Consider the following 21,253-nt stretch of genomic DNA (forward strand, 5'->3'; position numbering starts at 1 on the left):
GGTGGTGCCAGGCAAATCTGGCGCCGCCCATCGCGAAACAGGAGGAGCATGATCCGGACACCCCGCATCACCCATGCATTATCCGTAGACCGCCGAGGACTGATCAAAAGCGCAGGCTTTGCTGCTGCAGGCTTTGCCGCGTTCCCGCTTGCAGGATGCAAAGCGCAAGACGCATCGATGCTGGACAGCACTCCAGGGTCCAATCCGCTCGCTATACCGCCCTTGCAGAGTGGCGAGATAGAGCAGGGCACGCGGGTTTTCCGCCTGTCTTTGACACCAGGCCAGAAGGAATTCGTCCCCGGTGTTGCTTCGTCCACCATCGGCATCGACGCACCCTATCTGGGACCGACGCTGGAAATGCGCCGGGGCGAGCGGGTGCAGTTCCATATCGACAACAATCTGGCCGAAGGCGCTACGGTCCATTGGCATGGTTTCGAACTTCCTGCCGCAGCCGATGGCGGACCGCATCAGTTGATCCGTCCCGGTGAACGCTGGAGCCCCTCTTTCGAAGTTCGCCAGCGGGCCTCGCTCTACTGGTATCATTCGCACTTGGAGCGCAAAGCCGGGCCGCAGGTCTATGCCGGGCTCGCCGCGCCGATCTATGTTCGCGATGACGAGGAAGAGCGCCTCGACTTGCCGAGCGACTATGGCGTCGACGACATTCCGCTGATCGTGCAGGACCGCGTGATCGATGGGTTCGGCCGGTTGGTGTACCCGCTGAGCATGCACACGCGGATGATGGGCATGCGCGGGAACCGGATATTCGTCAACGGCACTGAGAATGCCGTGTTCGACGCACAGACAGGCCAATTACGGCTGCGCATCCTCAACGGATCGAACGCCCGCTTCTACGATTTCTCGCTCGAAGGTGATCGTTCGATGCAACTGATCGCGAGCGATGGCGGCTTGCTCGATCGTCCGCACATCGTCCGCTCGGTCAGGCTCGCACCGGGGGAGCGCGCGCAGGTAATTATCGATCTCTCGGAAGGACGCCCGCTTCGCCTTCTTGCCAGCAGTCCCGAAATCGCCATGGGCATGATGGGCGGACGCGGAATGATGGGTCGCGGCAATAGCGACGATGCTTCCGGAGACGTGTTTCAAATCCTCGATATCAGGCCGGCAAGTTCGGCCCAGCGCATCAGGGTGCCGACACAACTGGCATCGCTTGCGCCAACCGACCCGTCGTCAGCCGTCCGAACCCGGCGTTTCGTTCTCGACATGGGCATGATGGGCGGCGGAATGTCCATTAACGGTGCTGCGATGGACATGAATGTGATCAACGAACGTGTGCCGGTCGGCCAATGGGAAATCTGGGAGATCGCCAACCCTTCGATGATGACCCATCCGTTTCATATCCATAATGTCCAGTTTCGTGTGATCGACCGCGATGGCCGAGCGCCCCCACCACTGGAAACCGGTTTGAAGGATACCGTTATCGTCAACCCGCGCGAGCAGGTTCGCCTTCTCCTGCGTTTTGAAGAACACACTGACCCAGGGCTGCCCTACATGTATCACTGCCACATTCTCGAACACGAGGATGCTGGCATGATGGGGCAGTTCGTAGTCGTGCAGAGCTAGGAAGGACAGGCGATGAGCAAGGGCGAGAGCGTGATCGAGGGTACTGCGATCAACCCGGTATGCGGCATGAGCGTCGCGATCGAAGGAGCCGAGCACATCGCGACGCGTGAGGGCGCGAAACATTATTTCTGTTCGTCGCGCTGCCACGACCAGTTCATCAGCGATCCCGAGCTATATCTGTCGGGCGCGCATCCAGACGCCGTGGAGGATGTGCCCGAAGGCACAAACTAGACCTGTCCCACGCATCCTGAACGCGTTACTAAGTCAATCAGGCTCGACGTGCGCGAAGCGGACGAGAAGGATGGTTAGCGCGGGCACGATCGTCCACATCGCGATTGGTATCAGCGCCAGGCCCGTCACTGGCTCGTGCGGCATCAACTCGCTGTAGCGCCAGCTCAGGAAACTGTTTGCCGGAAGCGATGTGGCGATCATTTCGACGGCGATTGCGACGACGAGCCCGAAGCCGAAATAGATCGCATAGGGTAGTTTGTCTGACTGCCAGGGCCACGCATGCCCGCCGCGCAGTGCAGCAAGGCTATAAGCTGTGAGCAGGATCACGCCATCGCCCAGGCTTGCGATGCCGCAGCGAATGGTCTGCTCATAAGTCTCGAGATTGCCCGGCTTGAAAAACGGCATCTGGAAGATCTCCCAGACGAACGCGATCAGGCTCCCGCAAAAAAAGATCAGCCAATGGGTTCTGGTCATTCTGCAGGCACGCCCGAATAGTCTGCGCCAGCAAATAGCAAGCGGCCGGATTTCCATTTCCTGCATAGCGCCTTCGCTGCCCCAAAGCCTGGATCAGTCATGGTTTTCGCGGCCCTCCGCCTTGGCCATGCGAGCAGCGCGTTCGAGAAACTTCCGCATGTCACCTGCTGCCAGTTCGGTAAGCGGATGCCGGCTCGCCTCGGGGCGCGGTTCGATCATGTCCGCACGCTTTCTGATCTGGTCGATCTGTTCATCGCTGGCCCCGGACAAAAGGCCAAGAACTATGTTCTCGAGAGTAATGAGGCGAATGCGCATTTGCACCAGCTCGGCATGATCGGGCTCCGGAATATCCCAGCTGCCGTCCTCATTGACCGTGCTCATGACTGCTTCTCCGACGGCTCTATTGGCACCATGATATTCCCCATTCGACTTTATCGACCTCTCTCAAAAAGGGTGGCCGAAAAACAGCATCGCTGCAACCGGCCGTGCTACGGCCTACCCGCCCCACCGCTTCTGCGAATTGTTTGAGGGGAAGGGCCGTCTGCTGCGTATAGACAATGAATGCACATGGCATTCACCGCAAAACCGACTAAGGGAATTCGACAATGAGACGCACAGTTCTTGCTTTCGCGCTCGCCACCGGCCTGACAGCCACTCCGGCATTGGCCCAGCAACAGCACGACCACGGAGCGAAAGCTACTGCACAGCAGCAGGGTCAGGCGGGCCACATGATGCAGGATTCGGAGGCCATGACGGCCCATCGCGCGAAGATGGATGAAATGCGCGCGCTTATGCAGCAGGCGCGCGCGACAAGCGATCCTGCCGAACGCCAGAGGCTGATGGCCGAACATCGTGCAAAAATGCAGGAGCACATGTCGGGCATGATGCAGGGCGGCAATGCCGATATGATGGCGGCCTGTCACCAGCGCATGATGATGATGCACGATATGATGGAGCAGATGGCTGCCCGTCAGGACTTGGCGCAAGACGACTAGCAAGTGGTGGTCCGGGCGAACGTTGCGATCATATTCGGTTCAAACCGTATCGGTCTCTGATTTGGCGGGGATAGCGCACGCAGGTTCATCGCTGGAATGGAATGCTGTTCGCCGGGCTCGGTCTGGCGATGGCCTATCTGGCGAGCCGGGCCTCCGATAGCCGGACTCCGCTTCGTACCGCAATCTTGATCATGGCGGCTCTCGACTTGTTCAGGAAGTTCTGGGCCGCGAACTTGAGCCTGGCCCAGACCACCTTGGTATCTCTTGGCTTTGAAGGATTGAATGATGCGTAGATCGAACTGGAGCGCGGTTGTCGCCCCTCTTGCTGCGGCGACACTGGCGATGGGGCTCGCCGCCTGTGATCAGACGCAGGATACAACAACTGAAGCGGATGCCTTGCCGCTGTATACAGCTCCACCGACCAAGAGCACGGTCCCGGGCGAAGGCGAGAAAGACAACGCTGCTTCTGCCGCTAGAGAGGCCAATTCGAACCGGTCGGCTCAAGCTTCTCCTGCCGGGAGGCAACCAGACCGACCGGCAACCGCTCCGATGGGAGCGCCATCGCCTGCGACCGCACGCGCGCCGACGGATGCCCAGCCAACACAGGCACCCGATCCGCATGAGGGTCACGATATGCCATCGATGTCGGACCACGACATGGACGGGATGTGAGCGAGCATGGTCCCGTTTCAGAGAGTATGGACCGTCACAGGGGTCTCGTGATGCCCATAATCCGCCTCGAAGCTTTCATCACACGTTCCGGCATGCCGATGCCCGCTCGATGTATCGATTTTCAAGAAAGGCGAGCGTTCAGGTGAAGGGAACAACCGAGCCCGTTTCCCGGCCGGTTGTCGTCTCTTCACCAATAGAATGGCGGCCCCGTCTCCCCCCGAGCCCTGCGGGTCGCAGGTATCCCGGGGCCGTTCAGGAACCCCGCGCTTGACCCAACCCTAGGCGCGGGGTTCCGCTTTTCTGGTACACTGGGTCTCGAGCGCTGGTTTCGACTCGTTTTGGCGAAAAGGCTGCAGTGCCTTGCGGGCTTGGACACCACTGTCTCTGGAAGGAGGACTTGTTGTGACTAGAAGAATGAAGGACACAGCGCTGTCCCGCTGGGAAGACGAAGGCGGAGCATTGCCATGCGGCCCCCAGGAAGCGCTCGCCGCTGCTTGCGAGGAAGAGGATATTCCCGCACTTTCGGATACCGAGCTGACCCAGCTGCGTATTCGGGTGATCGCTCTTGAAAACATTGTGCTCAGTCTGCTGTCGAAGGCAAGCGATGCGCAGCTTGAGCAGGTCGCTGCCATGGCCGACCTTATCACGCCGCGACCGGACGCCACGCAGCATCCCCTGACGATCCACGCAGCAACCCAGATGAACCAGCTGGTGGAGCGCGCTGGGCATTTTCGTTCCTGAGCCAAACTGGAACTCTCTGCGTCGAATAATTTCTCGGCAGGTCATGGCTAGATGTGTTGGTATGCCAGACCATACACTTGGCGCATTCGAATGCTGGAACGGCACTGAGTTCTGCGTTCGAGCGAATTTGGCGACCCGAAGCCTGCGCAGACCGAGGATACTGCCTAAATTGCCAAGCCGTTCGAGAGGAGTATTCCCGCTTTGAAGAAAACCGAGACCGAATGGACCGGCGAGATAATGCTTGGTGTAGGCTGGGCTCTGCTGGATGCACAGGTTGGCGACAACCGGCCCCACAGGCACGTGGCGCATCAAGTGAGTCTGGCGCTTGCAGGGACAGTCAGCGTCATTGGCACTGCTACGATGGATCTCGCAGAAGGTGCCGCAGTACTGGTGCCGGCGGGATTCGAGCATAGCCTACAGCCATCGGGGGCCGCCCTCCGCTCGCTGTATGTCGATCCAACCTTCCGCGGGGTACGCGACCTCGACCGGCTTACCGGCTTAATGACGCTGACGGCGGTTGAATCGAACTCTTTGGCAGCCATCCGATCTAGTCAGGATGCTCAACTTTGGATTGAAACCTTTCTGCGCAAAGGAGCCGTAACGCGGATTGATCACCGGCTTGGGCCAATTCTCGATAATCTGGACCCTGGTACTTCCCCGGCCGAGTTGGCGCGCATCTTGGGAATTTCGACAACCCGTTTGCGCGAAATCTCTGTTCGTGATTTTGGAGTGCCGACGACCAAGCTTTTGCAGTGGCTCCAAGTCCAAAAAGCGATCGAGGCCTTCGATCTCTCGCACAATCTGGCCGAAGCAGCGGCGGCCGGAGGGTTTTCCGACCAGGCGCATTTTACGCGCCGCCTTGTTGAGTGGTTTGGTGTGACACCGTCGCGCGGCCTCGCAAGGCTCAAGATAACGACATTTCGCTGATGATCTCAGCGAAACATTCAATACTGCGCACGCTTAGCCAGCGTAACTCACCATCAGACCTGATGGAGTTCTGCATGGCAATTTTTCGATCCCTGTACGCACCTTTGTATTTCCTGGTTTTTCTAGGCAGCGCCACATTGATCATATCGAATGGTGTGTCACGGGGCTGGTTGATCCCTCTGTTTTTCGGTTCGGTTGCAGTGTCCCTGCTCGCAGAGCGTATCGCGCCGTTCGATGATCGCTGGAACTCGAGCCATGGCGACTCGCGGCGAGATATAGCTCATGCGTTCGTGAACGAAGGGTCGATCCTCATCTTGGTTCTCTTGTTGCCCATTATCGCGAGCTTCGTTCCGTGGCCTTCGGTTTGGCCGGATGCATGGCCGTTCTGGACGCAGGTTGTGCTCGCTATCATCATTCTCGATGTTGGCATTACGCTCACGCATTATGCCAGTCATCGAAACGCGCTGTTGTGGCGGTTCCACGCGGTCCACCATTCCGTCCGCCGGATGTACGGTTTCAATGGTCTTCTGAAACACCCCGTCCACCAGTTGATCGAGATTTCAGTCGGCGCTCTGCCATGGTTGCTTTTGGGTATCCCCACCGACGTCGCCGTTGTCGGGACGTTTGCGGTCGTGATCCAGCTGCAACTTCAGCACTCCAATGTCGATATGCGGATCGGGCTGCTTAGATATCTCTGGGCCGTTGCACCGGTGCACCGCCACCATCACCTCGCCTCCGAAACCGAGGGCAATTGACGTGACCCCCTGATTTTCCTCCAATTTGGATTAGAGTCCGGCCCTTACAGAAGGACGGACGAGATGAAGAGAACGAGGTTTTCCGAAGAGCAGATCATCGGTGTGCTGAAGGAGGCTGAGGCGGGTGCGAAGACCGCTGACCTGGCCCGGCGACACGGAGTGTCGGAAGCGACGATCTACAACTGGAAGTCGAAGTATGGCGGGCTGGAGGTGTCCGATGCCCGCCGACTGAAGGAGCTCGAGAGCGAGAACGCGAAGCTGAAGCGGTTGCTCGCCGATGCCATGTTGGACCAGGCCGCGTTGAAGGATCTTCTGGCAAAAAAGTTCTGACGCCCGCCGCCAAGCGGGAAGCTGTCGCTCATCTCCAGGCCTGCCACGGGATGAGCGAGCGGCGGGCGTGCCGTGTCATCGATGCTGATCGCAAGAGCGTGCGTTACCGTTCCACCCGGGACGATGACGCCGATCTGCGTGAGAAGCTGCGCGAGCTGGCCAACCAGCGTCGGCGGTTCGGCTATCGCCGTCTGCACATCCTGCTGCGCCGGGAGGGGATCATGATCAACCGGAAGAAGACCCAGAGGCTCTACCGTGAGGAAGGGTTGGCGGTCAGACGACGACGCAGTCGCAGGCGTGCTGTGGGCACGAGAGCACCTGCTCCGGTGCTGGCGCTGCCGAACCAGCGCTGGAGCCTGGACTTTGTTCACGACCAGATGGCTTCGGGAAGACGATTCCGGGTGCTCAACGTGGTCGATGATGTGACGAGGGAGTGCCTGGCAGCGGTGCCGGATACGTCGATCTCCGGGCGCCGTGTCGTGCGCGAACTGACTGAGCTGATCGCGCAGCGTGGCAAGCCCGGCATGATCGTCAGCGACAATGGCACCGAGCTCACCAGCAATGCGGTGCTGGCATGGTGTGGGGAGATCGGTGTGGAGTGGCATTACATCGCACCGGGAAGGCCAATGCAAAACGCTTACGTCGAGAGCTTTAATGGCCGCATGCGGGACGAACTGCTCAATGAGACTTTGTTCCTCAGCATGGCTCACGCCCGCGTCGAGATCGCTGCCTGGGTGGAGGACTACAACCGGGAGAGGCCGCATTCTTCCCTCGACTACGACACCCCGGCGGCGTTCGCCGCCAAACTGGATAAGCAATGGCCAGCTTCGCTACGCCCTACGGGCTCCGCTACGCAGCCCATTGCTTCAACCGCGCTCATGCGCAACAACGCGGTCCGGCTCTAATCCCAGCTGGGGGAAAGCTGGGGGTCACGTCACAATGTCAATTTCGGCCTCTTTTTCACCATTTGGGACCTGCTTCTTGGCACGGGCAAGTTTGTCTCGAGCGCGCATATAAGATCCGGAACCGTCGGCCTCGCTGGTGTGGAATCTTATCCCGAGACGTATCTGGCTCAGCTAACCGAACCGTTTAGAACGCGGCAGCCCTCACCCGAGACTGGCCCGGTACGAAACGAAGGGCAAGCGTGATGGCCGAGCAGACAAACTACACGCCGCCTGCGGGTTACAGCTTCCTGACGCCACTTTACGACATTGGTGTCCGGCTCACGACCCGCGAGGCCAAATGGCGCAAGACACTTGTCGGGCTCATCGCGCCGAACGACAACGATGTTCTACTCGATGTCGGAGCCGGAACGGGCAGTCTCTCGCTGCTCATAGCGCCGGCGATGCGGCGATCACCTATTTGGGGATCGATCCGGACGGCGATGCTATCGAGATCGCTCGCGCGAAAGCGCGGCGCGCGGGCATAGACGTCGAATTCAGGCGCGCGATGATGTCCGCAGATGCGGTCGCGGCCTGGCCTACACCGAGTATCGCAACGCTTTGCCTTGTTCTCCATCAGGTGCGCCTCGACGAGAAGATGCGGCTTCTAAGCGAGATCCATTCCGTGCTCGAACCGGGCGGTCGCCTGTTCGTTGCGGACTATGGAGAGCAAACCTCGTGGATCATGCGTAAGCTTTTCAGGGCAACGATTCAGCAGCTGGATGGAATTGCAGATACGCAGCCGAATGCGGATGGGGTGCTCATCCCGTTGATGTCCAGAGCCGGTTTCGTCGAGGTCCGGGAGCTCAGAAAATTCAACACAGTCACCGGTTCGATATCGATAATCAGCGCGATGAAGCGAGCGGAAGAACCTTGTTAATCAAACAGGATTTTGGGCGCAGCAATGCGCGGTGACGGCAAGATGGGGCCTGCGCCCGCTTTCATTGCGCCGGCGTGACCGGAAGTGAAATGGGCAAGAAATTGAGATTGTTTTTGATTTTGCTGGCTTGGTCTGGCGCCATTGGCGGCATGATCGATGGATTGATTACGCTATATGCAGCGTGGGAGATCGCAAAGGATGCAAATATTGGCATCGGGGTTACCGTTGAAACCCACATCTCCATGCATTTGCCAATTCTGTATTTCCTCAAGGAGGTTGGCTACGCGCTTGCACCGAATGCGCTCATCGATTGGATCTTTGCCCTTCCGGCTCTCCTGTATTTCCCCTTTCGCGTGCTTGTGAATTTGCTCTTCGGTTGGATCATGTTGACATGGGCGAACCGTCTGGAGGTTGCCGAAGGGGATCTTGCGGCGTGACTCTTCGAGCTCTGCGAGTACCTCTGTTGATGGAAACATGCCTGTGTCTCGAAGATCGCCCCGCGTAGACGAAAGGGCCGAAGGATAGACCGGCTCATCAACCGTCCTTCATGCCCGACCGTAAGCCAATCCGGCTTTCCTGAGCGAACCTGTCTGAACCAGGTCAGCTGAGGAACCGCAACCCGTTCCTTTCCGGCCGTGTTGCCCGCCTTGCGGGCGGCCCGCACCACCCGTCATGAACCGGTTTCCCTTGGCCCTGCCGGGCCCGCGGTGCAGTCCTCCCATGCCCTGCTTCTCATCGACGTTCGCAAGCCGGAAATGGTTTCCGGTTCGCAAGCTGAAGGAGAATTTATCATGACCAATCTCGTTATCTTCACCGGCCGCATTGCCCGCGATCCGGAAACCCGCGAAACCAAGGGCGGAACCAGCGTTACCGGGATCACTGTCGTCACCGATCGTCCTGCACGCGACAAGGACGGCAAGACCTACAAGGACGAGAACGGCTACACCGCCAAGGACAGCGAATTCCACCGTGTGACCTGCTTCAACGGCCTCGCCAAGACCGTCGGTCAGTACTGCTCGAAAGGCCAGCTGGTCTCGGTCCAGGGCCGCATCCATTATACCCAGTGGGAAGACCAGGACGGTGTGACGCGGTATGGTTCGGAGATCCTTGCCGACAAGGTCGATTTCCTCTCGCGGGCCAATGGCGGCGACAACCAGGACGCTCCTCCGATCGACTGATCCGGCGCCATCGAACCAGCCAAAGGAGGCTCTGCCGGAAACGGCAGGGCCTCTTTCGCTGTACACACGTCCTTTCGCTCGGTCTTTTCTCCGGGGAATAGCCAGGCGCTGCCCGGAGGGCCCGACCCCTTATGGCAGCGATCATCTGAAACGGTCGTTTGAGGTGGACTGGATTGGCCTGGCTTACCGCATTTCCAGCATGATGGTCCCGCGCCGCCCGCATCAAGGACGGCAGGGGGCCCACCATTTTGCCCGCCGCCGGATTGCATCCGGCACCCGACAAAACCGTTTCCCCCTTGCGCCGCTTCGCGGTCGCCCTGTCAGGCGATCCTGTGACCCGGTCTGCCCGGGCCCATCGGCCAACCTCCTGTCGTCTCGCGACAGATTTCAGGAGGATTATCATGACCTATTTCACGAAATGCACACTGCCTTCGCGCAATTATTTCGAGGCTCTGGAAACAGCTGAGCAACGGGCCTTGCACAGCTTCTTCGACCAGCATGTTATCGAGGATGACGAACTCGGATATCGCGCGGTCGACGAAGGCGACTACAACGCGTTGCCACCGCATCTTGCGATCCGGGTCGTTCATACCGTCCATGGCGGAATGCTCGACGAATTCTGAGACATTCGGCAGGGCAGGGGCCAGCAGCGGTTCCTGCCCTTTTCTCGTGTTTCCGTAGCTGAGCGCTAGGGTCAAGATGTCGATCCAGAAGAAACCGGCGTTTCTCCGAATATCAGCCTGGCCCACGGGCCTTCGGGATATGTCGAGCGGGGCTGGGGACGCACTCTGTCCCGCGCATCTGGCGATGCGCTCCTGAGGGTGCGGCATTATGCGTTCCGGGGCCCCGCACGCACTTGCGAACCGGCAGCGGGTCGGGCGAGCGGGAAGCTACGGCCGCGACAGGCCCCGCTTGCCTTGCTTCCCACAGGCCCTTGGCCGCTGCCTCTATCGCAGGTGCGGCATCTTTTTCGGACCTTTCGGCATTGCAGCCGAAAGCCTGCCGGGCGGCGCAGGAGCGTCGGGCCCTGCACGGATGCCGCCCTTCCTCGATCCTGCCGAGCTCATGATCGGTAGGGGCGACAAATCCGAACGCAGCATCGTGTCGCTCCCCCCATTGCCAGGGCATGCGCCATCACCCTCCGCAATCAGCGGCAGTTAGCCGCAGCCACCCGAGCCTCTTGGAGCTAACCCCATGCACGCCGTTCCCGATCCGGTCCGTCCCCGCTACCTGCGCACCCCAGATGCCGCGGTGCATCTGGGGCTTTCGCCGCGCACGCTCGAAAAGCACAGATGCTATGGAACAGGGCCGGTCTACCACAAGCTCGGCGGCCGCATCGTTTACCGGCCCGAAGATCTCGATGCCTGGGCCGAGCAGGGCTTGCGCCATTCGACCAGCGATCCGGGCAAGGGCGTCGTTCATCCTGCCAAGCGGATCGACGGCTACACCGGTCCGGTCCGGCGCTGAGGCGGTACCATGCGCTCCTTGAAGACATCGGACGGCGAGGCCGGACAGCTCGACCTGTTCGTCGGCGCGGGCAGCGACATCGCCGCGCGCGATGCGCAGGATCTGATGGCCTGGCCTTTCTTCAGCCTCGCCAAGTCGAAGCGAGTGAAGCCGATCGACTTTCGCATGGGCGAGGTCGCCATTCTGGTCGAAGCGACCGCCGAACATGGCATGGCCACCATCTGGGACGCCGATGTACTGATCTGGGTAGCGAGCCAGATCGTCGAGGCGCGCGATGCCGGCAAAGCCACCTCGCGCCTTATCGCGGCGACGCCCCATGAAATCCTTACCTTCACCCGGCGAGGAACGGGAAAAGCTGGCTACGAGCGCCTGAAGGCAGCGCTCGACCGCTTGCAGTCGACCAGCATTGCCACCTCCATCCGGCAGGCCGGAGCGCGGCGGCGCCGACGATTTTCCTGGATCAACGAATGGCGCGAACGGCTCGATGACAACGGGCGCGCGCTCGGCATCGAAATGATCGTGCCAGACTGGCTCTACGAGGGCGTGCTCGATCGTGCGCTCGTCCTGACTATCGACCCGGCCTATTTCGCGCTCACCGGCGGTCTCGAGCGCTGGCTCTATCGCATCGTGCGCAAACACGGCGGCAAACAGAAGGGCGGGTGGAGTTTCGACATTTCGCACCTGCATGCAAAGTCGGGTGCGCTCTCGCCATTGAAGCGTTTCGCATTCGAAGTGCGGGCCATCGTTCGCCGCCAGTCCCTCCCGGGCTACAGCCTCGCTCTTGAGCACCAGTTCGGCCGCGAGCGGCTCCTGTTCGTTGCAACGCCTGTCGATCCCTTCGCGGCCGCGCGGCGCCGCATCGGTCTGCCCCCTGTGGAAAAGGACGTGTGATGTTCGGACTATCGGGAACCATGACGTTCGGACGATCGGGAACCCGATGCCCGGACTATCGGGAACCGGGAACCTGCGCGACTCGCCGGAAATGCAGCGCTCGCGAAGCCCTTAACAATGCTAACAAGGAATCTTCCAGATTCCTGCTAACACAGCCACGCCTGTGCAAAAGCGCAGCGCGCGCTTCGCTTCCGCCTCCGGAACCGGTCGACGCAGGTTCCGGTGATCCGCCACTCACGCATGTCACGCTGGTGTGGCGCGGCGGCGTCCAGGAAGACTGGCTTCGGTTCGGCAAGCCCGTCGCCGGGCGTATCCTCGACCGCCGGACGCGCATCGAAAGCTATGCTCCGGGACAGGTCTTTGCCCTGGTTCGGTGGGTATCGAACGATTACGGGACCGTCCGCTCGGCACTTACGGTCGCCCGCGCCGTCGGTATTAGCGAGCCACTCACCACAATTCCGCAGGTCGATCCCGGTGCGCAAATCCTGCTCTCGGTGCGAAGCTGGCCAAAGGTTCGCCAGGTCTTTGCGCTGATCGATGCGATCGAGGACGTTGGCATCGATCCCTGCGATGTAGCTCCCGACCACTGGCATCATGTCCACAACAGGCTGGCAGGGGGCATGCAAGTACGTTCCTATTCCCCTGCGCGCCATCGCGACTGGCTGCGGCGGCGAATGCTGCAATCATGAGGCGGCGCACCGCCTTTCTGGCAGGCATGGTCGCGGCAGCGACACTGGCCAGCATCGCAATCCCGCTCTCGCGACTTTTGGTCTGGAACGTGACGGCCAGCGTGCCGGTTGGACTGTACTCAATCGGCGGAAAGACCGGTCTCCAGAGGGGCGACCGCGTCGCGATCGATCCTGCTTTCAGGCTGCAGAAATACCTCGCCTCGCGCGGCTATCTTCCTGCGGGCGTTCCGCTCATCAAGGAGGTTGCGGCGCTTGGCGGGGATACGGTCTGCCGGCGCGACCTGCTCATCGAGATCAATGGGACACCTGCGGGCTCGGCGCGTCGGCGCGACAGCCTTGGACGCGAACTGCCCGTCTGGAAAGGATGCCGGACTATCGCTGCGGATGAACTGTTCGTGATGAACAGGCGCGCCCCCGGCAGCTTTGACGGGCGTTATTTCGGCCCGGTCGCACGCGCCGATGTCATCGGGCGCGCGCGGCCCGTCTGGACCAACGAAGCGGGCGACGGGGACTATGTCCTGCTCGCCTCGCCCGCCGACTTTCCCATTCCCAACGTAAATGATGGAGACGCACAATGACCTGTATCGGCACTTTTGCAGCCACACCCGACGGCTTTGAAGGGCGGCTGCAAACCCTGACCATCGACGCACCGCTGACCCTGGTGGCCGCCGACCCCGGCGACACCGAGAACGCCCCTGACTATCGCATCATGGCAGGTGAAGGCGAGGAAACCTACGAGGTGGGTGCAGGCTGGAAACATGTCGGCGACAAGGCAGGCAGTTTTGTCACGCTCGTCATCGACGATCCGGTATTGCCTCGGCCCCTGCGCGCCAATCTGTTCAGTTCTGACGACCAGAACCATGTCCTTATATGGTCGCGCGGCGCGCGCCGCCCGGCAAAGGGCTGATTCCGTGCTCCGCCTGTATCTTCTGCAGGGACTCCTGGCCACCATGTGGGCGGCGAGTCCGGCACAGGTTTTTGCGCAATCGGAGCAGTTTGTCCGAGCTTCCCAGCGCGTCGAGATTGCAGCGCATGTCAGCGAAGCATCTCAGCAATTCGGCATTCCCGAGCACTGGATCTACGCGGTGATCCGCGCCGAAAGTGCGGGCCGGGTGCGGGCGGTTTCCAGAGCAGGAGCGATGGGTCTCATGCAGCTCATGCCCGGAACCTGGTCGCGGCAGCGCGCCCGGTTCTCGCTCGGGCAAGACCCGTTCGACCCGCGCGATAACATTCTGGCCGGCACGTCTTACCTGCGCGAAATGTATGATCGCTACGGCGCGCAAGGTTTCCTCGCGGCATACAATGCAGGTCCGGGACGCTACGAAGACTGGCTTGCCGGACGGCGTTCGCTGCCACTCGAAACGCGCCGCTATGTCGCCCGGATTGCGCCGCTGTTGCAGTCCGAGCGCATGTTTGCGGCGGCGCCTCTACAAGCCAGGAATGTTCCGGCTGGCGCCTTGCAGCCTCCCGGCGCAGCGCGAAAAGAGTTGGACGAGGTGGCTATGCCCGGCCCCGCGGCGAACCCCTTCGCGCGACCGGAACAAGCCGCGCACGATCTATTCGCGCCCGTCTCGACGGCTTCCTCCCAATGAAAGCGAGCCTCGCACCTTCGCGCAGCCATGCGTTCCCTGGCGAAAGCGGGCGAAGGACGGGAGGCTTGCGCACCAAAGGAAGGGAGGGATGGCGAGATAAAAGCAGCGCCGTCGGTCGGGCTGCAGGTGGTTGGTTTCGCGGGAAATTACGCGCCGTCTCTGCTGTAAGTCTGCAGGCGCTTGAACCGCAATCCTTAGGCTTTTCAATGCTGAAAGCGCCGTCTTCCGATTTTCTTGTCTGTGGCTGACGACGAATTCGACATCAGGCCGGGCCGGTCGAGAGACAGCGATGCGCGCGCCTATCGCAAGGCCGGTTCGCTGGTGGGACGCGTGCTGCAGGCCTCACGCCGGTCAGGCTATACACCGCTCGGGCGAGGCCGGGCAGGTGGCGGAACCGGTCACTTGGGGCGCGGCAAACATGCTGCGTTCAGAGGCAGCCCCCATGCTTTCCAGCGGCGGGTCATCATCAAGGCGCGCGTCGTTCGTCATGGCGGCAGCCGCTTCCGCTCTGCACCGCTCGCTCGCCACATCGCCTATCTCGAACGCGACGGCGTCACCCGTGACGGATCGGATGCCCAGATGTTCGATGCCTCGTCGGATGAGGTCGATGGCGATGCCTTCGCCGCGCGCTGCGAAGACGACCGGCATCACTTCCGCTTCATCGTGTCGCCGGAAGACGCGAGCGAGATGGCTGACCTGCGCGCTTTCACGCGCGAACTGCTTGAAGATATGGCGAGCGACCTCGACACCAGCCTCGACTGGGTAGCGGTCGATCACTGGAATACCGATAACCCGCACGTCCATGTTCTGGTCCGCGGAGTTGCCTCGGACGGCAGGGATCTGGTGATCGATCGCTCTTATATCAGCGAAGGCATGCGTGCCCGTGCCCAGGAGCGCGTCACTATCGAACTCGGGCCGCGCAGCGAGCGCGATATTCAGCTAGCGCTTCGCCGCGAGGTCGATGCCGAGCGCTGGACCTCACTCGACCGCCGGCTGCAAAAGCAACGCGACGATCTCGGCGTGGTCGATTTGTCCCCCGAAGTCGATGCGACACGCCGCAGCAACCGCGCATTCCTTATCGGCCGCGCACGAACGCTCGAACGCATGGGATTGGCCGAGCGGATCGGGGCGGCGCGCTGGACCTTGGCCGCAGATCTCGAACCGACATTGCGCGCGCTGGGCGAGCGCGGCGACATCATCAAGACCTTGCACAAGGCGATGCGTGGACGCGGCGCACAAGGCGCCCTTGCATCCTTCGCGCTGCATGGAGAAGACGAGAACCGCCGGGTCATCGGAAGGTTGGTCGAGCGCGGTCTTCATGATGAGCTGACAGGCGAGGCTTATGCGATCGTCGAAGGAGTGGACGGGCGTGCGCATTATCTGCGTTTTCCCGATCTGGACCAGACAAGCGATGCAGCACCCGGCGCCATCGTCGAGACAGGCGAATGGACCGACCGCAACGGGCGACGGCGCAGCAGCCTGCTGGTGCGTTCGGACCTGCCGCTCGAGCGGCAGATTGACGCGCGCGGGGCGACCTGGCTCGACCGGCAGCTGCTGTCGGCACGAGCCGCGTCGCTGGGAGGCGGCTTCGGCAATGAAGTCCGGAAGGCTCTTGACGAGCGCCGTGAATGGCTCGTCGATCAAAGTCTTGCGAAGCGACATGGTAGGAGCGTGACCTTGGTGCGCAACCTGCTCGGAACGCTCCGCAAGCAGGAACTGGACGCGGCAGGTAAAGCGCTGGCTGCGCGTCATGGTCGTCTGGCAAATCCGGTAACGGAAGGGGATCACATTTCCGGCATCTACCGCGAGCGCATTTCGCTGGCGTCGGGTCGCTTCGCCATGATCGATGACGGAGCGGGTTTCCAGCTCGTGCCCTGGAGGCAAGACCTCGAGCGGCATCTTGGAAAAGAAGTCGCTGGCAAGGTCCATGTGCGAGGCGGTGTCGACTGGAACTTTGCGCGCTCGCGCGGTCCGGCGGTTTGAGGAGCACCGGCATCATAACGGAAATCTTGACAAACGCACCATATGATGCTTATAAACGCATCAGGAGATGCGATATGGTAAGTGCAGCGATTCAGCATGCCGAAGCTCCCCCGGGGCTTCAGACCTTTGCAAGCGACGGTGATCGCAGCCGCCTCACCAGCGCTGCGGTAAAGGCCGTGCTGCGCCTCATTGGGGCCTGGGGTGCGAGCAACGCTGAGGGCGCTGCGCTGCTCGGCGTGTCCGAAAGCACCTGGGACCGGATGAAAGCCGGAACCTGGGAAGGCTCGCTCGGTCAGGACCAGCTGACCCGCGCGTCGGCGCTGATCGGTCTGTTCAAGGGACTGCATCTGCTGTTCGCCAACGACATGGCCGATCGCTGGCCAAAGCTCGAAAACAGGGCCCCGTTGTTTGATCGCCGCTCGCCCATCGGGGCGATGATCGAAGGCGGCATTCCGCGCATGCTGGAGACCAGACAATATATCGACGCGCTTCGTGGCGGGCTCTGAGGAGGCAGGCGAGCCGCCGCAGATCCGCGAAGCGTTCGAGCGGACTGTCCGGCTCGTTTCCAGCGCGCGCTTGCGCGAAGCGGTCATGGCTCCACTTGCCGACAGTGATGCCGAGCTTGCGCTGCTCGCTGAAATCGAGGGGGCGACGAGTTCGCGCCTGATCGCCGAAGAGCGCGGGTTTGGCGAACTGACAGCCGACGAACTGGTTCACGGCGTGCCGCATGCCAGATTTATCAATGCGAGCTTTGCCTATGCCAAGCCGCGCGAGCCCAATCGCTTCAACCCCGCGAACCGCGGCGCATGGTATGCCGCGCTCGATGTCGAGACCTGTATCGCCGAGGTCGGTCATCATCTGACCCAGGCGCTCGCCGATGCCGGCGATTTCGATGCCGTTGTCGAATATGGCGAGATGATCGCCAGCATGGCGGGGGTCTTTATCGATCTGCGCGGCCTGCCTGATCACCCCGCACTCGATCCGGACAAAACGAAAGGCTATCCTGTCGGCAATGCTCTAGCGGCGCAGGCGCGCACCGCCGGCCATAACGGGATCATCTATTCTTCGGTCCGCTATGCGGGCGGAACCTGCATCGCGGCCTTGTGGCCCAATGTCGTGCAATCGGTCGCGCAAGGGGCGATGTACCGCCTGACCTGGACCGGCAATCCGGACTATAGTTGGGAAGCAATCTAGCCGCTTCCCGCTTTCGCTACGCCAGCCTGCGCTCACACAGCTTCCGACTTGAATATGCGATGCAAAGCCGCCGTGCTGCCCTTCACGAAAGGAGACAGCTTTGTCGGCAACCCGGATATTGTGGGGTCAGATACTCGTCGTCTTCGCCCTCACGCTCGCAGGCGTTTGGGTGGGTACCCAATGGACCGCGCACGCGCTCGGCTATCAGGCACAATTGGGCGCGCCGTGGTTCAGTGTTTTCGGAGCACCTGTCTATCCGCCTTACGCCATCTTCTGGTGGTGGTTCAGCTACGAAGCCTATGCTCCGCGCATCTTCGAGACCGGCGGAATGATCGCCGCATCGGGCGGTCTCGTGTCGGTCGTGGTCGCTATCGGCATGTCGGTCTGGCGCGCCCGAGAGATCAGGAACAGCGCGACCTATGGCTCGGCGCGCTGGGCGACCCGTTCCGAAATTTCACGCGCGGGCCTTCTGGCAGGCAAGGGCGTCATTATCGGCCAGCATGCCAATCTCTATCTTCGCCACGACGGACCCGAACATGTGCTCTGTTTCGCACCAACGCGCAGCGGCAAGGGGGTCGGCCTTGTCGTCCCGACGCTCCTGACCTGGCCGCATTCTGCGATCGTGCACGATATCAAAGGTGAGAACTGGGAGCTGACCGCAGGCTTCCGATCCCGGTTCAGTCGCACGCTTCTGTTCGATCCGACCAATGAGGCGTCGGCAGCCTACAACCCGCTGATGGAAGTGCGCCGCGGCATCAACGAGGTGCGCGACGTGCAAAACATCGCCGATGTGCTGGTCGATCCCGAAGGCTCGCTTGAACGGCGCAACCACTGGGAGAAGACCAGCCATGCGCTTCTCGTCGGGGCCATTCTGCATGTGCTTTATGCCGAGCCTGACAAGACGCTTGCCGGGGTGGCGAACTTCCTGTCCGATCCGCGCCGATCGATCGAGGCGACTCTGACCGCAATGATGCGCACGCCGCATCTGGGGGAAGACGGCGTCCATCCGGTGGTTGCGAGCGCGGCGAGAGAACTGCTGAACAAGTCAGAGAACGAACGCTCGGGCGTGCTCTCGACCGCGATGTCGTTCCTCGGGCTGTACCGCGATCCGGTCATCGCCAGGGTCACGCGGCATTGCGAATGGCGCATCGCGGACCTAGTGGCACAGGGCCAACCGGTTACACTCTATCTCGTCGTCCCGCCATCAGACATCAGCCGCACCAAGCCGCTTATCCGGCTCATCCTCAACCAGCTCGGAAGACGAATGACCGAGGACCTGCAGGAAGGTGCCGATCGCGAGCGGCTTCTCCTTATGCTCGACGAGTTCCCTGCCTTGGGCAGGCTCGACTTCTTCGAAAGCGCGCTCGCCTTCATGGCGGGCTACGGCATCAAAGCCTTTCTGATCGCCCAGTCATTGAACCAGATCGAGAAGGCATACGGCCAGAACAATGCCATTCTCGACAATTGCCATGTGCGGGTGTGCTTCGCGACCAATGATGAGCGCACTGCCAAGCGCGTTTCGGAATCGCTCGGGACTGCGACCGAAACCCGGGCAATGCGCAATTATGCCGGGCACCGCCTCTCCCCGTGGCTCGGTCATTTGATGGTCTCGCGCTCGGAGACGGCGCGCGCTCTTCTGACCCAGGGCGAGATCATGCAGCTTCCCGATACCGACGAAATCGTGATGCTCGCAGGCGTGCATCCGATCCGTGCCAGGAAAGCGCGCTACTACCGCGATCCGCAGCTCAGCAAACGGGTGGAGTGTCCACCGACGGTTGAAAAGCCGGAGTTCGCAGCGGACGAGAGCGAATGGCACGGGAGACATGTGACCGCGCCTTCGCAATTGGAGAAATCGCCGACCGCGTCTGAAGAGTACGAGGTCGATGATCGCCAGTCCGATGGCGGGATCCGCCAATCCCCTGAATTGCCGGAATACGAAGATGTGGCGCCGCCGCCAGTCGAGATCCCCAACGAATTTGAGTTTGACGACCGAACGGACGACGATCAGGCAAACCGCAATCGCAGAATGGCCGAGCGGATGCAGGCCAATGCGCGGCGCGCTGCGCTCGATCCCGGCGACGGGATCGAGCTATGAGCAAGGGCAACCGTATCAAGCATACGTTCCGCCTGCCGCCGGCCCTTTCCAGGCAGCTTGCAGACTATGCGGGTCGCAAGCGCGTTTCCCAGGCTTCGGTGGTAGAGGCCGCCGTCGGCTCTTTTCTCTCTCCCGATGGATCGGAACGCATGGAAGCGGCCTTCAGTCGACGCCTTGATCGCATAAGCCGACAGATCGGCAAGCTCGACTATCATATCGAGGTCGGGAACGAGGCATTCGCGCTCTACCTCAGGCGATGGCTGGCGGTGACCCCGGCCATGCCGTTTGAAGCCAATGCCGCTGCGCGTGCCGATGCAGAAAAGCGGTTCGACTTCTTCGTCGAAGCGCTCGCGCGGCGCATGGAAACGGGCAGGCATCTCGCTGACGATCTCATTCGCGCGGCTTCGGAACCAAGGCTGAGTGAGATTGAAAATCCGGACGGAGACGGCCCTGAGCCTCCGGCGTAGCCCTGACAAAGACCTTCGATAGTCCGGCAGGAAACACACATGAATAGAGCAGAGGAACGCTTTCTTTCATGCGCCGGCGCACCTGCAGGAATGCGAGGGTGCAACCATTCCAAGTGCTTGCTAAAGGTCCAGTAATGCGCACCGAACTCGATCATCTGCCTCCGCAAAAGCAACGGGAACTTGAGCGCGTGGTGCAGCTGATCTTCGAAGAATTCGATGATGCCTTTGCGCTGGCGAAGCACGAGTGGAAGAAGGCCGGTCGCATTCTCAAGGTCATTCTCTACGGCAGCTATGCCCGCGGAACTTGGGTCGACGAGCCGCATACGGCCAAGGGCTACCAGTCGGACTACGATCTGCTCATCATCGTCAACGACAAGCGGCTGGTCGACCGGGTCAAGTACTGGTCGAAGCTCGATGACCGGCTGATGCGCGAGTACGGCGTGACCAAATCGCTCAAGACGCCGGTCAATTTCATCGTCCATACGCTGCAGGAGGTGAACGACGGTCTCGCGCACGGACGCTATTTCTTCATGGATGTCGCGAAGGACGGGATCGCGCTTTACCAATCCGACGACACCGAGCTCCACACGCCGAAGCCCAAGACTGCCGGTGAGGCGCTGGCAATGGCGCAGGAGTATTTCGACGAGTGGTTCCCGACAGCGATGCAACGGTATGAGCTATCAAAGGTGGGCCGGGAGCGAGGATTCCTAAAACCCGCAGCATTCGACATGCATCAATCGGCCGAATTTCTATACCATTGCGTGCTGTTGGTCTGCACGTTCTATACACCGCATGTGCATAATCTGGGTTTTCTCCGCACCCAGGCGGAGCGAATCGACCCACGCCTGACCTATGTCTGGCCGCGCGACACGCGCCGCGATCGTGCGCGCTTTGAGAAGCTGAAGGAAGCGTACGTCAAGGCTAGATACTCAAAGCATTACCGCATCACCAGCGAAGAGCTCGAATGGCTCGGAGAGCAGGTTGAGGAGCTTGGCCGGGTCGTGCACGAGATATGCTCAGACCGTCTCAAAAAGCTCAGTAATGAAATAAACCCCTAATCGATGCTCGCCTGTCGGGTCCGATCGCACTGTAGCAGATGTCTGCGTTGCGCGCCTACTTCGGACCTAGCTGAATATTGTTTTCGATCGCGAGGAGAGACGCTCATCACAGGGC

The 21,253-nt window shown here is 61.0% G+C and carries 27 protein-coding genes and 1 pseudogene; 25 read left to right on the forward strand and 3 right to left on the reverse strand.

The window, feature by feature from the left end:
* The first annotated feature begins 48 nt into the window (after positions 1-48).
* Positions 49-1,578: a multicopper oxidase family protein gene (locus AB433_RS17250; protein WP_047822785.1), complete on the forward strand. Its 1,530-nt coding sequence runs from the start codon at positions 49-51 to the stop codon at positions 1,576-1,578.
* A 12-nt stretch (positions 1,579-1,590) separates the two neighbouring features.
* A pseudogene (locus AB433_RS17255) lies at positions 1,591-1,806 on the forward strand (YHS domain-containing protein); the annotation flags it as partial.
* Positions 1,807-1,842: 36 nt separating this feature from the next.
* Here the strand turns inward: AB433_RS17255 and AB433_RS17260 are convergent.
* Both AB433_RS17260 and AB433_RS17265 read right to left on the reverse strand, forming a co-directional pair.
* Entirely contained in the window at positions 1,843-2,349 is a 507-nt protein-coding gene (locus AB433_RS17260; RefSeq protein ID WP_224199579.1) for a hypothetical protein, read from the reverse strand.
* A 27-nt stretch (positions 2,350-2,376) separates the two neighbouring features.
* Complete coding sequence (locus AB433_RS17265; RefSeq protein ID WP_047822791.1) at positions 2,377-2,664, reverse strand: hypothetical protein; 288 nt, start codon at positions 2,662-2,664, stop codon at positions 2,377-2,379.
* 224 nt (positions 2,665-2,888) lie between these two features.
* On the opposite strand from AB433_RS17265, the gene AB433_RS17270 reads away from it, so the two are divergent.
* The 17 genes from AB433_RS17270 (at position 2,889) to AB433_RS17350 (ending at position 14,341) form a co-directional block, all read left to right on the forward strand.
* A complete protein-coding gene (locus tag AB433_RS17270; RefSeq protein WP_224199577.1) occupies positions 2,889-3,278 on the forward strand; it encodes a hypothetical protein in 390 nt (129 codons plus the stop codon).
* A gap of 128 nt (positions 3,279-3,406) precedes the next feature.
* Complete coding sequence (locus AB433_RS17275) at positions 3,407-3,571, forward strand: hypothetical protein (RefSeq protein WP_218916961.1); 165 nt, start codon at positions 3,407-3,409, stop codon at positions 3,569-3,571.
* Between the two features lie 793 nt (positions 3,572-4,364).
* Complete coding sequence (locus AB433_RS17280) at positions 4,365-4,691, forward strand: hypothetical protein (RefSeq protein ID WP_047822792.1); 327 nt, start codon at positions 4,365-4,367, stop codon at positions 4,689-4,691.
* A gap of 201 nt (positions 4,692-4,892) precedes the next feature.
* A complete protein-coding gene (locus tag AB433_RS17285; protein WP_053059239.1) occupies positions 4,893-5,618 on the forward strand; it encodes a helix-turn-helix domain-containing protein in 726 nt (241 codons plus the stop codon).
* 74 nt (positions 5,619-5,692) lie between these two features.
* Positions 5,693-6,373 (forward strand): sterol desaturase family protein, encoded by a 681-nt coding sequence (locus AB433_RS17290; RefSeq protein ID WP_169749378.1) that lies wholly within the window; start codon positions 5,693-5,695, stop codon positions 6,371-6,373.
* A gap of 63 nt (positions 6,374-6,436) precedes the next feature.
* Positions 6,437-7,608 (forward strand): IS3 family transposase gene (locus AB433_RS17300; RefSeq protein WP_156170623.1). Its coding sequence is split into 2 segments (ribosomal slippage): positions 6,437-6,689 and positions 6,689-7,608, totalling 1,173 coding nucleotides; the frame shifts between segments, so codons are not numbered across the junction.
* Between the two features lie 242 nt (positions 7,609-7,850).
* Positions 7,851-8,132, forward strand: coding sequence for a class I SAM-dependent methyltransferase (locus AB433_RS21380; protein ID WP_230279201.1), 282 nt, complete (start codon positions 7,851-7,853; stop codon positions 8,130-8,132).
* Positions 8,066-8,524, forward strand: coding sequence for a class I SAM-dependent methyltransferase (locus tag AB433_RS17305; RefSeq protein WP_245626703.1), 459 nt, complete (start codon positions 8,066-8,068; stop codon positions 8,522-8,524). Before AB433_RS21380 ends, AB433_RS17305 begins: the two co-directional genes overlap by 67 nt.
* A gap of 74 nt (positions 8,525-8,598) precedes the next feature.
* A complete protein-coding gene (locus tag AB433_RS17310) occupies positions 8,599-8,961 on the forward strand; it encodes a hypothetical protein (protein ID WP_156170875.1) in 363 nt (120 codons plus the stop codon).
* A 354-nt stretch (positions 8,962-9,315) separates the two neighbouring features.
* Positions 9,316-9,702, forward strand: a complete 387-nt coding sequence (locus tag AB433_RS17315; protein WP_047824411.1) for a single-stranded DNA-binding protein — start codon at positions 9,316-9,318, stop codon at positions 9,700-9,702.
* A gap of 401 nt (positions 9,703-10,103) precedes the next feature.
* The gene (locus AB433_RS17320) at positions 10,104-10,325 is read left to right on the forward strand and encodes a hypothetical protein (protein WP_010240235.1); all 222 of its coding nucleotides are present in this window, start codon (positions 10,104-10,106) and stop codon (positions 10,323-10,325) included.
* Positions 10,326-10,896: 571 nt separating this feature from the next.
* On the forward strand, positions 10,897-11,169 hold the full coding sequence (locus AB433_RS17325) for a helix-turn-helix transcriptional regulator (RefSeq protein ID WP_047822800.1): 273 nt from the start codon (positions 10,897-10,899) through the stop codon (positions 11,167-11,169).
* A gap of 9 nt (positions 11,170-11,178) precedes the next feature.
* Positions 11,179-12,060: a replication initiator protein A gene (locus tag AB433_RS17330; RefSeq protein ID WP_047822802.1), complete on the forward strand. Its 882-nt coding sequence runs from the start codon at positions 11,179-11,181 to the stop codon at positions 12,058-12,060.
* 161 nt (positions 12,061-12,221) lie between these two features.
* Entirely contained in the window at positions 12,222-12,749 is a 528-nt protein-coding gene (locus tag AB433_RS17335) for a DUF2840 domain-containing protein (RefSeq protein WP_375782419.1), read from the forward strand.
* Positions 12,746-13,327, forward strand: a complete 582-nt coding sequence (locus AB433_RS17340) for a S26 family signal peptidase (RefSeq protein ID WP_047822804.1) — start codon at positions 12,746-12,748, stop codon at positions 13,325-13,327. Before AB433_RS17335 ends, AB433_RS17340 begins: the two co-directional genes overlap by 4 nt.
* Entirely contained in the window at positions 13,324-13,656 is a 333-nt protein-coding gene (locus tag AB433_RS17345; RefSeq protein ID WP_047822807.1) for a DUF736 domain-containing protein, read from the forward strand. Before AB433_RS17340 ends, AB433_RS17345 begins: the two co-directional genes overlap by 4 nt.
* Positions 13,657-13,660: 4 nt before the next feature.
* On the forward strand, positions 13,661-14,341 hold the full coding sequence (locus AB433_RS17350) for a lytic transglycosylase domain-containing protein (RefSeq protein ID WP_047822809.1): 681 nt from the start codon (positions 13,661-13,663) through the stop codon (positions 14,339-14,341).
* Positions 14,342-14,692: 351 nt separating this feature from the next.
* Here AB433_RS17350 and AB433_RS21670 read toward each other — a convergent pair whose 3' ends face one another.
* On the reverse strand, positions 14,693-15,118 hold the full coding sequence (locus AB433_RS21670; protein ID WP_342670052.1) for a hypothetical protein: 426 nt from the start codon (positions 15,116-15,118) through the stop codon (positions 14,693-14,695).
* Here AB433_RS21670 and AB433_RS17355 point away from each other — a divergent pair.
* From AB433_RS17355 to AB433_RS17380, 6 genes are all read left to right on the forward strand, one after another.
* Complete coding sequence (locus AB433_RS17355; protein WP_342670053.1) at positions 15,071-16,324, forward strand: DUF3363 domain-containing protein; 1,254 nt, start codon at positions 15,071-15,073, stop codon at positions 16,322-16,324. The two genes, AB433_RS21670 and AB433_RS17355, sit on opposite strands and share 48 nt — an antisense overlap.
* Positions 16,325-16,398: 74 nt before the next feature.
* Positions 16,399-16,830: an antitoxin Xre-like helix-turn-helix domain-containing protein gene (locus AB433_RS17360; protein WP_047822813.1), complete on the forward strand. Its 432-nt coding sequence runs from the start codon at positions 16,399-16,401 to the stop codon at positions 16,828-16,830.
* The gene (locus AB433_RS17365; RefSeq protein ID WP_047822815.1) at positions 16,817-17,518 is read left to right on the forward strand and encodes an RES family NAD+ phosphorylase; all 702 of its coding nucleotides are present in this window, start codon (positions 16,817-16,819) and stop codon (positions 17,516-17,518) included. Before AB433_RS17360 ends, AB433_RS17365 begins: the two co-directional genes overlap by 14 nt.
* A gap of 100 nt (positions 17,519-17,618) precedes the next feature.
* Positions 17,619-19,613, forward strand: coding sequence for a conjugal transfer protein TraG (locus AB433_RS17370; protein ID WP_047822817.1), 1,995 nt, complete (start codon positions 17,619-17,621; stop codon positions 19,611-19,613).
* Positions 19,610-20,080, forward strand: a complete 471-nt coding sequence (locus tag AB433_RS17375) for a hypothetical protein (RefSeq protein ID WP_047822819.1) — start codon at positions 19,610-19,612, stop codon at positions 20,078-20,080. The genes AB433_RS17370 and AB433_RS17375 overlap by 4 nt, the downstream gene beginning before the upstream one ends.
* Positions 20,081-20,214: 134 nt before the next feature.
* Positions 20,215-21,138, forward strand: coding sequence for a HEPN domain-containing protein (locus AB433_RS17380; RefSeq protein WP_047822821.1), 924 nt, complete (start codon positions 20,215-20,217; stop codon positions 21,136-21,138).
* Positions 21,139-21,253 lie beyond the last annotated feature (115 nt).

It is taken from the genome of Croceicoccus naphthovorans (assembly GCF_001028705.1).
In the GTDB taxonomy this organism is placed as follows: Bacteria; Pseudomonadota; Alphaproteobacteria; order Sphingomonadales; family Sphingomonadaceae; genus Croceicoccus; species Croceicoccus naphthovorans.